The organism is Brachybacterium sp. UMB0905, from assembly GCF_002871795.1.
Taxonomy (GTDB): Bacteria; Actinomycetota; Actinomycetes; order Actinomycetales; family Dermabacteraceae; genus Brachybacterium.
This window is the reverse complement of the sequence record NZ_PNHL01000006.1, coordinates 202,213-215,426: the sequence shown is the minus strand read 5'-3', so window position 1 is coordinate 215,426 and position 13,214 is coordinate 202,213. Positions and strand designations below refer to the sequence as shown.

The 13,214-nt window shown below is 70.5% G+C and carries 12 protein-coding genes; 5 read left to right on the top strand and 7 right to left on the bottom strand.

Annotated elements, in window-relative coordinates; translation table 11 throughout:
- The first annotated feature begins 21 nt into the window (after nucleotides 1-21).
- The 4 genes from ehuC (at nucleotide 22) to ppc (ending at nucleotide 5,223) form a co-directional block, all read left to right on the top strand.
- Nucleotides 22-783: an ectoine/hydroxyectoine ABC transporter permease subunit EhuC gene (gene ehuC, locus CJ197_RS07945; RefSeq protein WP_102236198.1), complete on the top strand. Its 762-nt coding sequence runs from the start codon at nucleotides 22-24 to the stop codon at nucleotides 781-783.
- Nucleotides 780-1,421 carry an ectoine/hydroxyectoine ABC transporter permease subunit EhuD gene (gene ehuD, locus CJ197_RS07940; RefSeq protein WP_102236197.1) on the top strand — a complete coding sequence of 214 codons (642 nt, stop codon included), beginning with the start codon at nucleotides 780-782 and terminating at the stop codon, nucleotides 1,419-1,421. The genes ehuC and ehuD overlap by 4 nt, the downstream gene beginning before the upstream one ends.
- Entirely contained in the window at nucleotides 1,414-2,244 is an 831-nt protein-coding gene (gene ehuA / locus CJ197_RS07935; RefSeq protein WP_369801511.1) for an ectoine/hydroxyectoine ABC transporter ATP-binding protein EhuA, read from the top strand. Before ehuD ends, ehuA begins: the two co-directional genes overlap by 8 nt.
- Before the next feature lie 153 nt (nucleotides 2,245-2,397).
- Nucleotides 2,398-5,223, top strand: coding sequence for a phosphoenolpyruvate carboxylase (gene ppc, locus CJ197_RS07930; protein WP_102236196.1), 2,826 nt, complete (start codon nucleotides 2,398-2,400; stop codon nucleotides 5,221-5,223).
- Nucleotides 5,224-5,263: 40 nt separating this feature from the next.
- Here ppc and CJ197_RS07925 read toward each other — a convergent pair whose 3' ends face one another.
- From CJ197_RS07925 to CJ197_RS07910, 4 genes are read right to left on the bottom strand one after another with little or no spacing between them, the layout of a single operon-like run.
- Nucleotides 5,264-6,280 (bottom strand): aldo/keto reductase, encoded by a 1,017-nt coding sequence (locus tag CJ197_RS07925; RefSeq protein ID WP_102236195.1) that lies wholly within the window; start codon nucleotides 6,278-6,280, stop codon nucleotides 5,264-5,266.
- A 9-nt stretch (nucleotides 6,281-6,289) separates the two neighbouring features.
- On the bottom strand, nucleotides 6,290-6,859 hold the full coding sequence (locus CJ197_RS07920) for a GNAT family N-acetyltransferase (RefSeq protein WP_102236194.1): 570 nt from the start codon (nucleotides 6,857-6,859) through the stop codon (nucleotides 6,290-6,292).
- Complete coding sequence (locus CJ197_RS07915) at nucleotides 6,856-7,950, bottom strand: App1 family protein (protein WP_102236193.1); 1,095 nt, start codon at nucleotides 7,948-7,950, stop codon at nucleotides 6,856-6,858. Before CJ197_RS07915 ends, CJ197_RS07920 begins: the two co-directional genes overlap by 4 nt.
- A gap of 40 nt (nucleotides 7,951-7,990) precedes the next feature.
- Nucleotides 7,991-8,476: a GNAT family N-acetyltransferase gene (locus tag CJ197_RS07910; protein ID WP_102236192.1), complete on the bottom strand. Its 486-nt coding sequence runs from the start codon at nucleotides 8,474-8,476 to the stop codon at nucleotides 7,991-7,993.
- A gap of 171 nt (nucleotides 8,477-8,647) precedes the next feature.
- On the opposite strand from CJ197_RS07910, the gene CJ197_RS07905 reads away from it, so the two are divergent.
- Nucleotides 8,648-9,211 (top strand): protein tyrosine phosphatase, encoded by a 564-nt coding sequence (locus CJ197_RS07905; RefSeq protein ID WP_102236239.1) that lies wholly within the window; start codon nucleotides 8,648-8,650, stop codon nucleotides 9,209-9,211.
- Nucleotides 9,212-9,259: 48 nt separating this feature from the next.
- Here the strand turns inward: CJ197_RS07905 and CJ197_RS07900 are convergent, their stop codons facing one another.
- The 3 genes from CJ197_RS07900 to CJ197_RS07890 all read right to left on the bottom strand — a co-directional run bounded on the left by CJ197_RS07900 (nucleotide 9,260) and on the right by CJ197_RS07890 (nucleotide 13,177).
- Nucleotides 9,260-10,279 carry a hypothetical protein gene (locus CJ197_RS07900; protein ID WP_102236191.1) on the bottom strand — a complete coding sequence of 340 codons (1,020 nt, stop codon included), beginning with the start codon at nucleotides 10,277-10,279 and terminating at the stop codon, nucleotides 9,260-9,262.
- Nucleotides 10,280-10,611: 332 nt separating this feature from the next.
- Nucleotides 10,612-12,255 (bottom strand): phosphoglucomutase (alpha-D-glucose-1,6-bisphosphate-dependent), encoded by a 1,644-nt coding sequence (pgm, locus tag CJ197_RS07895; protein WP_102236190.1) that lies wholly within the window; start codon nucleotides 12,253-12,255, stop codon nucleotides 10,612-10,614.
- A gap of 187 nt (nucleotides 12,256-12,442) precedes the next feature.
- Complete coding sequence (locus CJ197_RS07890) at nucleotides 12,443-13,177, bottom strand: hypothetical protein (protein ID WP_102236189.1); 735 nt, start codon at nucleotides 13,175-13,177, stop codon at nucleotides 12,443-12,445.
- Nucleotides 13,178-13,214: the final 37 nt, after the last annotated feature.

The following is a 13,214-nucleotide window of genomic DNA, read 5'->3' as shown; positions in this document are numbered from 1 at the left end:
CCTCTCCCGCTGGAGGTCTTCGTGGATGGCCTGACCGGCTTCTTCTCCACGCTCCCGGCGAACCTCGAGGCGCTGGCCGGCCGTTGGCCCCAGCTCCTCGAGGGGGCCGGGGTCACCATGGCGCTGACTCTGGGCGGCGCCGCCGGGGCGATGCTCATCGCGCTCGTGTTCGGCATCGCCCAGACCGTCAAGCTCGCCGTCGTGCGCGTGATCGCCCGCGTGTTCGTGGAGGTCTTCCGCGGCACCTCGCTCGTGGTGCAGCTGTTCTGGCTGTTCTTCGTGCTGCCCCTGCTGGGCTGGGAGCTTGAGCCGATGCTGTGCGGCATTCTCGCGCTGTCCCTGAACTACGGGGCGTACGGCGCGGAGGTGGTGCGCGGCTCCATTCAGTCCGTGCCCAAGGGGCAGTACGAGGCCATCAGCGCCCTGTCGCTGTCCCCGGCGCGCGGCATGTTCCGCGTCATCATCCCGCAGGCCTGGGCGCTCATGATCCCCTCGCTGTCCAACCTGCTGATCCAGCTGCTGAAGGGCACCGCGATCGTCAACCTCATCACCCTGGCCGACCTCTTCTTCCAGATCGAGCAGCTGCGCCGCACCACCGGCACCTGGTTCGCCTTCCTGGTGGGGCTCGCGATGTACTTCGTGCTCGCCTGGGTGCTCGTGATCTTCATGAACGCCCTGGAGGTGCGGGCCAAGCACCGGATCGGCCGCGGCCCCGCGCTCAAGGATTCCCTGGGCTCGCTGCTGCGCGCCCCCGGCAGCAATGTCAGGGGTGAGGTCGCATGAGCTGGTGGAGCTGGGATCACGCCGTCGCGACGCTGCCGCTGCTGCTGGACGGATTCAGGACCACGCTGCTGGCCACGGTGCTGGGCACCCTCATCGCCGTGGTGCTGGGCCTGGTGGTCGCCATCGTGCGGCGCAGCGCCCCGGGCATCATCACCGCCCCGGTGACCGGCGCGGTCGAGTTCATCCGCATGACGCCGCTCGTGGTGCAGCTGGTGTTCGCGAACCTGCTGCTGGCCCCCTATTTCGACGCGCTCACCATCGGCATCTGGGTGCTGGGCATCCACTACACCACCTACATGGCCGAGGTGTACCGCGCCGGCATCGACTCGGTGCCCAAGGGTCAGTGGGAGGCCGCGACCGCTCTGTCGCTGCCGCACACGCGGACCTGGCGGGCCGTGATCATCCCGCAGGCCATTAGGGCCACCCTCCCGGCCCTGGGCAACTACGCGATCTCCATGTTCAAGGAGACGCCGTTCCTCATGGTGATCTACGTGGCGGAGATGGTGAACCAGGCGCAGAACTACGGCGCCGCCACCTACCGCTACACGGAGCCGATCACCATCGCCGGCCTCATCTTCCTGGCCGCGAGCTACCCGACGTCCGTCCTCGTTCGACGACTGGAGAAGAGACTTGCCTGAGAACACCCCGGCCCCCGGCAGCAGCGCGGTCCCCGCGGCCGACACCCCGGCGTCGGATGCCGTCCCCCACATCGAGTTCAGCGATGTCCTCAAGCGGTTCGGCGACCACACCGTGCTGGAGGACCTCAACTTCACGGTCTCCCCGGGGGAGCGCGTCACCCTCATCGGCCCCTCCGGCTCCGGCAAGACCACCATCCTGCGTCTGGTGATGACGCTCGAGGAGCTCACCGGCGGGTACATCCACATCGGCGGGCACCCGCTGCAGTACGAGCGGCGCGATGGCCGCCGCGTGCGCATCAGCGATAAGATGCGCCGCCGCACCACCACCCACATCGGCATGGTGTTCCAGCACTTCAACCTGTTCCCCAACATGACGGTGCTGGAGAACCTCATCGAGGCGCCCGTCCACGTGATGGGGCTGGGCAAGGACGAGGCCGTCGCCAAGGCCGAGGGCCTGCTGGAGAAGGTGGGGATGTCCGCGAAGCAGGATGCGCGCCCCACCCAGCTCTCCGGCGGGCAGCAGCAGCGCGTCGCGATCGCCCGCGCACTCGCCATGGACCCCGAGATCCTGCTGCTGGACGAGGTGACCTCCGCGCTGGATCCCGAGCTGGTGGACGAAGTGCTGGGCGTGCTCAAGGACATCGCCGCAGAGACCGACATCTCGATGCTCATCGTCACCCACGAAATGCAGTTCGCGCGCGAGGTCTCCCAGCGGGTGATGATGTTCGACAAGGGCCGGATCGTCGAGCAGGGGGCGCCGGAGAAGATCTTCTCTGAGCCCGACCATCGCCGCACCAAGGACTTCCTGCGCGCGGTGCTCTGAGCGCATCCCGCGCCGTGTCGCCGTCCCAAACCCTGCACGCCCCGCGGCCCGGAACGCCCCGCGCGATAGTCTGTCCCCGTTCGTCCCGCGTCGGCGCGGTCGCCCTGGAACCCGTCGGCGACCGCGGTCCGGCGCCCATCCCCAGGAGGCCCCGTGCGCGAGCCCGACGCCATCGACGTCCCCACCCTGACCAGTGAGTTCCCCGTGGTCGGGGATGATCCGCTGATCGATGCGCCACTGCGGGCGACCGTGCGTCGCCTCTCCACGCTGCTGGGCCACACCCTCGCTGAGCAGCACGGCCAGGAGCTGCTGGACCTCGTAGAAGAGGTGCGCCAGACCACCAAAGCGGCGAAGTCCGCGGACTCCGAGGCCAGCTCCCACGATGTCGTCGCCTCCCTCGCGAATGTGCCCCTCGAGCAGGCCACCGCGCTGAGCCGCGCCTTCACCCAGTACTTCCTGCTGGCCAACGCCGCGGAGCAGGTGTACCGCGTGCGCGCCCTGCAGGAGCGCCCGGCGGCCGAGTCCTGGGTGCCGCGGACCGTCCGCGCCGTCCACGACAAGCTCGGTCCCGAGGGTCTGCAGCAGGCGGTGGATTCCCTGGACGTGCGCCTGGTCTTCACCGCCCACCCCACGGAGGCGTCCCGCCGCGCGGTCCTGACCAAGCTGCGGCGCATCTCCGACCTGCTGGCCGTGGACACCGAGGAGGGCAGCCTCGAACGGCGCCGACAGGACCGCGACCTCGCCGAGCTGATCGAGACGCTGTGGCAGACCGATGAGCTTCGCCGCCACCGCCCCACCCCGCAGGATGAGGCCCGCAACGCCCTGTACTACCTGCGGCAGATCTTCCGCACCACCATGCCGGGCATGCTCGATGACCTGCGCGAGGAGCTGCGCGCCCACGGCGCTGAGCTGCGGGAGGACCACGTCCCGCTGCGCTTCGGCTCCTGGATTGGCGGGGACCGCGACGGCAACCCCTACGTCACCGCTGACGTCACCCGGGAGGTGCTGCGCCTGCAGTCCGAGACGGCGATCGACCTCGCGATCGAGGTTGTTGAGGACCTGATCCTTGAGCTGTCCGTCTCCAGCGCACTGACTGGGGATGACGCCGAGCTGCGGGAGAGCCTCGCGGCGGATCTCGAGCACACCCCGGGGATCGACCCCGTTCAGCAGGAGCTGTACCGCGAGGAGCCCTACCGGCTCAAGCTCGGCGCCATGCGGGAGAAGCTGCACGCCACGCGGGAGCGGATCCGTACCGCCGATGCGCATGTACATGGCGCCGACTACGCCACCCGCGAGGAGCTGGCCGCGGATCTGGGCATCCTGCGGGATGCTCTGCGCCGCCACGGCGGGCGCAAGGCGGCCGATGGCACCCTGGCTGTGGCCCAGCATGTGCTCGCCGCCTCCGGGCTGAACCTCGCGACCCTCGACATCCGCGAGCACTCCGAGAAGCACCATGCCGTGGCCGCGCGCCTCTTCGACCGGGTGGGGGAGCTGGAGCGCCCCTACGCGGAGCTCAGCCGCGCCGAGCGCACCGCCGTGCTGGCCCGCGAGCTCGCGAGCCGACGCCCCCTCGTCGGCTCCGCGATCACCGAGGACGAATCGATCCTCGACGAGGACACCCGCACCACCTTCCAGGTGTTCCGCGAGATCCGCGACGCCCACCGCCTGTACGGCACCTCCGTCATCGAGACATACATCATCTCCATGACCCACGGGGCCGACGATGTGCTTGCTGCCGCGCTGCTGGCCCGCGAGGCCGGCCTGCTGTCCCTCGCGGGGGAGGACCCGCGCGCGGACCTCGGCTTCGTGCCGCTGCTGGAGGAGGTCCAGGAGCTCAACAACGCCGGGCAGATCCTCGACGAGCTGCTGTCGGACCCCTCCTACCGGGAGATCGTGCGCCTGCGCGGCGACCGCCAAGAGGTCATGCTCGGCTACTCCGATGGCAACAAGGACGCCGGTGTCATCACCAGCCAGTGGGTGATCCACCAGGCCCAGCGCGCCCTGCGCGACACCGCTGCCCGACACGGCGTGACGCTGCGTCTGTTCCACGGCCGCGGCGGCTCCGTCGGCCGCGGCGGCGGCCCCACCTACGATGCGATCCTCGCCCAGCCCTACGGTGTGCTCGAGGGCGAGATCAAGTTCACCGAGCAGGGCGAGGTCATCTCCGACAAATACACCCTGCCCTCACTGGCCCGCGAGAACCTGGATCTCTCCCTCGCGGCGGTGCTCGAGGGCAGCGCCCTGCACACCGCCCCTCGCACGAGCGCGGAGGACCTCGACCGGTTCGGCGGCGTGATGGAGGCGGTCTCCGATGCGGCCTTCGCCCGCTACCGCACGCTCGTGGAGGACGAGGGGCTGCCCGAGTACTTCGTGACCTCCACGCCCGTGGAGCAGCTGGGGGATATGAACATCGGCTCCCGTCCCTCCAAGCGCACCACCAGCGAGAAGGGCCTGGACGGGCTGCGGGCGATCCCGTGGGTGTTCGGCTGGACGCAGTCGCGCCAGATCGTGCCCGGCTGGTTCGGGGTCGGCTCCGGGCTGAAAGCGGCGCGGGAGGCGGGCCTCGAGGCGGACCTGCACGAGATGCATCGCCGCTGGCACTTCTTCCGCACCGTCATCTCCAATGTGGAGATGCAGCTGGCGAAGACCGACATGCAGATCGCCGCCCACTACGTGCACTCCCTCGTGCCCGAGCGCCTGTGGTACCTGTTCGACCGCATCCGCGCGGAGTACGAGCTGAGCGTCGCGGAGGTCGAGCGGCTCACCGGAGTGCTCGAGCTGCTGGACGGCCAGCCGATCCTCAAGCGCACCCTCGCCGTGCGCGACCGCTACCTGGATCCCATCTCCTACCTGCAGGTCTCCATGCTGCAGCGGGCCCGGGCGGCCGCCGCCCGCGGTGAGGAGCTGGACCCGCAGCTGCAGCGGGCCCTGCTCACCACGATCAACGGCATCGCCGCGGGCCTGAAGAACACCGGCTGAGCCGGTGTGCCCGGTCGGACCCGGGCGCGCCCGGACCGGATCAGCGGGCGGTGCCGTCGATCGCGAACTCGTCGATGCGCTCGAGCTCCTCTGCGGTGAAGTCCGGGTTCTGCATGGTCTGGACGTTCTGCTCGAGCTGCGGGATCGAGGACGCTCCCACCAGGGCGGTGGTGACCTGCGGGTGCCGCAGCGCCCACGCCAGCGCCATCTGTGCAAGGGACTGGCCGCGCTCGTGCGCGATCTCCGACAGCCCGCGCACGCGCGTCTGGTAGTCCTTGTCCTTCACCTGCCGCTCGGTGAGCGAGCCGTTGGAGCCGTGGGCGCGTGAGCCCGCGGGCACCCCGGACATGTAGCGGTTGGTCAGCAGACCCTGCTGCAGCGGCGAGAACGCCGCGATGCCGACGCCCAGCTCATCGACGGTCTCCAGCAGGCCGTTCTCCACATGCCGGTTGAACATCGAGTAGGACGGCTGGTGGATCAGCAGCGGCACCCCGCGCTCGGCCAGCAGCTGGTGGGCGCCGCGAGTGGCCTCGGGGGAGTAGTTCGAGATGCCCACGTACAGGGCGCGGCCGCTGTGGACCGCATCGGCCAGGGCGCCCATCGTCTCCTGGAGTGGAGTCTCCGGGTCCTCGCGGTGGTGGTAGAAGATGTCCACATACTCCAGGCCCAGGCGCTCGAGCGACTGGTCCAGCGAGCTCAGCAGGTACTTGCGGGAGCCGCCATCGCCGTAGGGGCCATCCCACATGTGGTAGCCGGCCTTGGTGGAGATGATCAGCTCATCGCGGTGGGCTCGGAAGTCGCGGTGCAGGATCCGCCCCACATGCGATTCCGCGGCCCCGGGCGGGGGGCCGTAGTTGTTGGCCAGGTCGAAGTGGGTCACGCCCAGATCGAAGGCGCGCTGCATAATGCGGCGCAGCGTGGTCTCGTCGCGGTCCTCTCCGAAGTTCTGCCAGAAGCCCAGGGAGATCGGGGGCAGCAGGACGCCGGAGCGGCCGGCGCGACGGTACGGGGTGTGGTCGTAGCGGGCGGCGGAAGGAGTGTAGGCGTCGTTGCTCATGACCCCAGTTTATCCGGGCTGAACCCCTGGTGACAGGGCCAGAGGGCGCTCCATGACGTCCATTCCCAGCCCTGCGACCTTCAGCAGCGCAGGATCCCCCGCGAAGGGCACCGCCTGCCCGGTGGAGACGAAGCCGTGGCGCGTATACCAGGCCTGCAGCTCCGGCCGAGACTGGAGCACCTGGATCATGAGTACGTCCACGCCGCGGCCGAGCAGCTGCTCCACCTGCGCCTCCAGCAGCCGGGACCCCAGCCCCAGGCCCTGCAGCGCCGGATCCACCGCGAACAGCCCCAGCTCGGCGCGGACCACGCCGGTGGCATCCGCGGGGTCGATCCGGGTGTACGCGCAGCCCTGCAGCATCCCATCAGCCTCCGCGACCAGCAGGTGCACAGCGGGGGAGGCGAGCATGTCGCGCACCTCGGCGGCTTCGGCGCGGGCGCCATCCACCAGATGCGCCTCGGTGGTCCACCCGCCCTCACCGCGGTAGGCCCGCTGCACGAGATCCACGATCTGGGGGATGTCCCCGTCCCGAGCCGGGCGCAGCACCGGGGCCGACGGGGTCGCTGCGTCCCCGCTCACCGCGCCAGCATCCGCAGCGACTGCAGTTTCGCGAGCAGGCCGTGGCCGTCCGGGGCGGACAGCGACAGCGGGCCGCCGCGGTCCTCGCGCGGCTCCGCCAGGGGCTTGCGGGTGCCGTGCGCGAGCAGCTGCTCCGGCTCGGTGAGCTCGCGGATCAGGATCGCCTCCACGGCCTCCGGGTGGCGCTCGGCGAACTCGGCGTAGATCGTCGGGTCATGCTGTCCGTCGTCCCCCACCAGGATCCAGCGCAGATCCGGCAGGGCCTTGCGCAGCCGCTCGAGGGAGCGGTGCTTGTGATCGGGGCCGGAACGGAAGAACCCGGTGTTCGTCGGCCCCCAGTCCGTCAGCAGCAGCGGACCGTCCGGGTAGCCGTTGCGGTACAGGAACCGCTTGAGCACCGGGAACACGTTCCAGGCGCCCGTGGACAGGTACACCACCGGCATCTGCGGGTGCTCGCGCAGCAGGCGTTGGTACAGCCGTGGCATCCCCGGCACCACCTGCCGGGAGGACTGGTGGACCACGAATGCGTTCCAGAACGCGAGCATCGGGCGCGGCAGCCACGTCACCATGACGGTGTCATCGATATCGCTGACCAGCCCCACCTGCGCCGTCGGCGGTACCACGGTGATATCGGCGGTGACCTCATTGCCGGGCATCGTCCACAGCACTGCCTCATGCTGGCCGGGCGGCAGGGACACCTCGAGCGTCACATCCACGATCCCGGAGCGGTCCGCCCGGGTGGTGAACTGCTGCTGGCCCAGCAGCACGTGGACGGTGCGGTGGGGCGCCACCTGACCGGCGAAGTTCCGCCAGCCCCGCACCGCCATGGTGCGCATGTCGTGCACCGGCTGGTCGTGATAGTCGGCGGGGGTGGACGGCGAGGCGTACAGGACCTTGGCGAGCACTCGCACGCTGCGCTCCGAGCCGTAGCCGTGGAAGGGCTGCACGCGCGGCTGCCAGCCCAGTCGGCGCAGTGCGCCACCCACCACGCCGTTCTTGACGTCCTCGAGGCGGGCGGCCCAGTGCGGACGATCGGTGGTGGTCGAGCTGCCGCCGCGCACCACGGTGGACAGGCGCGAGAGAATGCTCATCAGGTTAGGTCAGGTCAGGTCAGTCGACGGGTGTCGTGGCTCAGAGGGCGCGGGCCATCTTGTGCCAGTCACCGTCGGGGTCGCCCTCGACGACCTCCCAGCGGTCCCCGGTGTCCCGGAAGCCCAGGGACTCATACAGGGCTCGCGCACCGGTGTTCCCCGGGCCGACGTACAGCGTGACGGTGTCCGCGGAGTCCTCGCGGGCCCACTCGAACACCGCCTCGGCCAGGCGGACGGCGATGCCGCTGTGCCGCGACGCCGGGGTCACCCACATGGCCTGCAGCTCTCGCTCATTGGCGGGGGCGTCCCCCTCGTGGCGCACAGCCACCACCCCCACCGGATCACCGGCGTCGACGGCGAGGAACCAGGCGGCGTCCTGCACCCGCTGACGCCACACGGAGTCCTCGTAGGTCGACTCCTTCTCCCAGCTCTGCCCGAAGGCGGAGGGGTCGGACGTCAGGGACCTCAGACGGATCTCCCGGACGAGCGACCAGTCGTCGTCATGGGCGCGGATGATGTCGGCCATCGGTGTCCTCCTGGGCGGTCGTTGCGTACTCACGGGCCTTCGTGCCTCCAAGGCGTCGTGCGCGTGCGCAGCCGATGGCTCGCTCGCACTCATGGCCAGTGTACGGGTCTGCGGGCAGCGCCGCCCACCGGGCCGCTCCGCGAACCGAAACGGCTTGGCACAATGGGCCTCATGCCCCCGTATCGCCTGCTCACCGTCTGCACCGGCAATATCTGCCGCTCGCCCGCAGCGGCGGTGCTGCTGCGCCGGGCGCTCGCGCACGAAGGTCTGGGCGAGCAGGTGGAGGTGGGCTCAGCCGGCACCAGCTGGGAGGCGGAGGGCGCGCCGATGGACGACCGCACCGAGCTGGCCCTCGAGCACGCCGGATACGCCCAGCCCTTCGAGCATGAGGCCCGCACCATCCACCTCACGGAGCTACTGGCCTGGGACCTTGTGCTGGCGATGACGCCCGAGCACGCGCAGACCCTGCGCCGTATGGCCGATCAGACTCCGCCCGGCCGCACCGCGCCGGAGATCGCGCTCTGGCGCCGTTTCGAGCCCGGGCAGGAGCGGACCTCCGAGGTGGAGCTCGCCGTGGAGGACCCCTGGTACGAGGGGCAGGGGGCGTTCGATCGCACCGTGCGGGACATGCATGCGGCGCTGCCGGGGATCATCGCGCATGTGCGCGCGCAGCTGTCCACCGGCGATTCGGCAGTGGGCGATCCGGCGGCCGGTGATCTGGCCGACGAGCGCTGAGGTTCAGGCCGCTGCGGGTCAGACCGCTGCGGGTCAGACCGCTGAGCCTCAGGCCTCGGGGCCGCCGTCGAGGTCACCGCGGCGCACGCCGCGGCGCGAATGCCAGGTGGCGCCGATGAACCCGGCCGCCGTGAGGAAGCCGATGCCCAGTGCCGCCAGGAGCACCTGACGCATCTGGGCGCCGACGGTGCCGTCATCGGTGAAGGCGTTGAACAGCCGCACCACCGGGCCCTTGGCCTCCGGATCCGGGGCCGTGCGCGCCGGGGTCGTCGGTCCGTCGGCGGCAACCCCCTGCACCTCGGTGTCCCCCTGCTCATCCGATGCGGTGGACCTGCCCTCCCGGGTGGCGTCGCGCGAGGCCGCGGTGGGGCTGGGCTGCTCCACGGGGGGCTGCTGCGCATCGTCTGCGCGAGGCGCGGCCGGCGCCGGTGCGGGCTCGGGGTCTGGCTGCGCGGGGTCCTCCGCGTCGTCCAGCCCTGCATCCTGCTCGGGATCCTCCGTGCCCTCCTCGGGGACGGCGGGGGGATCCTCCGACTCCTCGTCGCCCTCGGTCGGTTTCGCCGGGGAGCTCGGGGAGGTGGGGTCGGGGGAGTCGCTCGGCGTGGTGGGCTTCGGTTTGGGTGACGGGTCCGTCGTGGGATCCGGGTCCGGGGGCGTCTCCTCAGGATCGGTGGTTTTCTCAGGATCGGTGGGATCCTCAGGATCGGTGGGATCCTCAGGATCGGTGGTTTTCTCAGGATCGGTGGGATCCGTCGGACCCGCCGGGTCCGTGCGGTCTGCAGGGCTCGAGCTCGGTGTCTGCGAGGGTGTTCCGGTATCGGTCGGCTCCGGCTCCTGCGTCGGATCGCCGCTCGTCGTCACCGTCGTGGGATCGGCCGAGGGCAGGCGGCTGGGATCCGGATCTGCCGAGGGGGGATCGGTCCGCGGGCTCTTCGAGACGACGCCGCTGCTGGCCGGCGGCGTGACGTTCTCGTCATCCGCCGGGAGCGCGAGGGCCGTCCCTGCGCCGAGGGGCACCATGATGGCGGCAGCGGCGCAGGCCGCGCTGATGCGCGAGATCTCTCGCATGCGGCCTTCCTCCCCTGTGCTCCACGGCAGTGGGCGTCTCTCAACGTGGGCGGCTGCGCGACATCCGTCGCACTTCAGCCCCGGTCCGGCACTTCAGCTCCGGTCCGGCACTGTACCCTACCGAATCTTTACCTTTGCCATGGTGCCGAGGTCCCCGCCGGGCGCACAAGGGTTCTGTGCATGCCGCCACCACGCCGTGATGCAGGAGATAGAACCGGAGACCTGTCCATTCTTGACTGCGCTTTGACGAACGTCGGGGTGGGGCATCGAGGGGATCCCCCGGCGCTTCGCCCGCACCCCGACGTCCGCACCCCGGCCCGCCGGACTGGCGCTCAGCCGTTCAGTGCCCCATCCACCAGGGTCTTCGCCGCCTCCTGGACCTGATCCAGGTGCTCCTGGCCGCGGAAGGACTCGGCGTAGATCTTGTAGATGTCCTCGGTGCCGGAGGGGCGCGCCGCGAACCACGCGTTCTCGGTGGAGACCTTCAGCCCGCCGATCGCCCCGCCCGCCGGAGCCTCCGTGATCGCCGCCGTGATCGGCTCTCCCGCGAGCTCCGTCGCCGTCACCTGCGAGGGGGACAGGGCCTTCAGCACCGCCTTCTGTTCGCGGGTGGCCGGGGCGTCGGAGCGGGCGTAGGCGCTCGTCCCGAACTCCTCCACCAGCTCGGCATGCAGGGCGCTCGGGGTGCGGCCCGTGACCGCCAGGATCTCCGAGGCCAGCAGCGCCATGATGATGCCGTCCTTGTCGGTGGTCCACACCGAGCCGTCGCGGCGCAGGAACGAGGCCCCCGCGCTCTCCTCGCCACCGAAGCCCACCGAGGAGTCGATCAGGCCCGGCACGAACCACTTGAAGCCCACCGGCACCTCGAACAGCTCCCGGCCCAGTGACGCCACGACCCGGTCGATCAGGCTCGAGGACACCACTGTCTTGCCCACCTTCGCGCTGGTCGGCCAGTCCGGGCGGTGCGCGAACAGGTACCGGATCGCGACGGCCAGGTAGTGGTTGGGGTTCATCAGCCCGCCATCGGGGGTGACGATGCCGTGGCGGTCCGCATCGGCGTCATTCCCGGTGGCGATGTCGTACTGATCGCGCTTGTCCAGCAGGGACGCCATCGCCCAGGGGCTCGAGCAGTCCATGCGGATCTTCCCGTCGCGATCCAGCGTCATGAACGACCACTGCGGATCCACCTCGGGGTTCACGACCGTCAGATCCAGGTCATGCATCTCGCCGATCTCGGCCCAGTAGTCCACGGCAGCGCCGCCCAGCGGATCCGCGCCGATGCGCACCCCGGCACGGCGGATCGCCTCCAGATCCACCACGCTCGCCAGATCCTGCACATAGGTGCGCAGGTAGTCGTAGCGCGCCGCATCCTGCAGCGCCTTCGCCCGGCCATGGCGGCGCACCTCTCGCAGACCGCCGGCCAGCAGCTCATTGGCCCGGTCTGCGATCCACGTCGTCGCATCGGAATCCGCCGGCCCGCCATGCGGCGGGTTGTACTTGAAACCGCCATCGCGCGGCGGATTGTGGCTGGGGGTGACGACGATGCCGTCGGCTCGGGACGGATCCTGCGCCCCCTTGCCACGGTTGTGCACCAGGATCGCGTGGGAGATTGCGGGGGTGGGGGTGTAGCCATCCTGCGCGTCCACCTGCGCGGCCACGCCGTTTCCGGCCAGGACCTCCAGGGCGGTGTCGAAGGCGGGACGGGACAGGGCGTGGGTGTCACGGCCGATGAACAGCGGCCCGCGGATGCCCTGCGATGCGCGGTACTCGACGATCGCCTGCGTCGTCGCCGCGATGTGGTCCTCGGTGAAGCGCACATCCAGGGAGGAGCCGCGATGGCCCGAGGTGCCGAAGGACACCGCCTGGTCCGGATTCGCGGGATCCGGGTGCTCGTCGTAGTAGGCATCCAGCAGGGCGTCGACGTCGATCAGATCTTCCGGCAGGGCCTGCTGTCCGGCGCGCGGGTGAGTGCTCATGGGGCTCCGTCCTCGATGTCCTCGGGCCTCCCCGGTGCCCCCGGGGGTCCTCGAGATCGCGTACGGGGCACACTCTAGGTCAGGGGCCGACGGGACGGTGCGCCCCGCGCAGCCTCCGAGACGAGCGGTCTAAGCCCGGCCCTCGCGCGCGCCCGGCGCGGGGCCCGGAACGACGCGAGGAGCCCGGTCAGCGCCGCCCGGAGCGCACCAGGCGCACGATCCCGATGATCGTCAGCACCAGGCCCACCAGCCCCGCCAGCACGCCGACGATCACGCCGATCAGCAGCGGCCCCATCATGTCCAGCATTCCGTACGGCCCCATATATGCGGCGCCATCGGTGCCGGTGCAGCTGATGGTCACCGTGGTGTCGGAGACGGCGGCCACGCCCATGATCTGCTCGTACTCGGTGCCGTCGGGGAAGGTGACGGTGCTCGAGGAGGGGACGGTCTGCGCATCGCCCTCGGCGAGGGTGCACTGCGCCGCATCCGCATCGGCGCTGGGCACATAGATCAGCAGCATGTCGCTCGCGGGCAGCTCCATCGTCAGCTCCCCGCCCTCCATCGCGGTAGGGCCGGCGGCGGTGTCCGAGACCAGGGAGCCCACGCCCCACACGATCCCCCCGATCGTCATCAGCGGGCCGACGACCAGCAGCAGCACGAGACCGACGATCAGCATCACGAGCCCCTTGCGGCGCCGCGGCGGGGCGGGAGCGGGGGCCGGACCCGCGGCGGGCGCGCCATAGGGGAGCGGCTCAGCCTGAGGGGCGGGGGCGCCATAGGGGACGGGCTGTGCGGGCTGTGTGGGCTGTGCGGACGTCGGCCCCGTCTGCCCCTGCGAGCCCGGGCTCGCATCAGCCTGCGGGCCGGGCAGACCGTAGCTGGGGCGGCGGCGGGAGGCGCCAGGGCGCTCGGCGTCGGACATCAGCACTCCTTGAACACGGGGGTCGATCCAGGATAGG

What these genes read in the sequence shown, in the direction of transcription:
- ehuD (WP_102236197.1), top strand. Translation starts at nt 780, where the DNA reads ATGAGCTGGTGGAGCTGGGATCACGCCGTCGCGACGCTGCCGCTGCTG.
- CJ197_RS07925 (WP_102236195.1), bottom strand. Translation starts at nt 6,280, where the DNA reads ATGAGCAACGACGCCTACACTCCTTCCGCCGCCCGCTACGACCACACC.
- CJ197_RS07915 (WP_102236193.1), bottom strand. Translation starts at nt 7,950, where the DNA reads ATGAGCATTCTCTCGCGCCTGTCCACCGTGGTGCGCGGCGGCAGCTCG.
- CJ197_RS07910 (WP_102236192.1), bottom strand. Translation starts at nt 8,476, where the DNA reads ATGGCCGACATCATCCGCGCCCATGACGACGACTGGTCGCTCGTCCGG.
- CJ197_RS07905 (WP_102236239.1), top strand. Translation starts at nt 8,648, where the DNA reads ATGCCCCCGTATCGCCTGCTCACCGTCTGCACCGGCAATATCTGCCGC.
- CJ197_RS07900 (WP_102236191.1), bottom strand. Translation starts at nt 10,279, where the DNA reads ATGCGAGAGATCTCGCGCATCAGCGCGGCCTGCGCCGCTGCCGCCATC.
- pgm (WP_102236190.1), bottom strand. Translation starts at nt 12,255, where the DNA reads ATGAGCACTCACCCGCGCGCCGGACAGCAGGCCCTGCCGGAAGATCTG.
- CJ197_RS07890 (WP_102236189.1), bottom strand. Translation starts at nt 13,177, where the DNA reads ATGTCCGACGCCGAGCGCCCTGGCGCCTCCCGCCGCCGCCCCAGCTAC.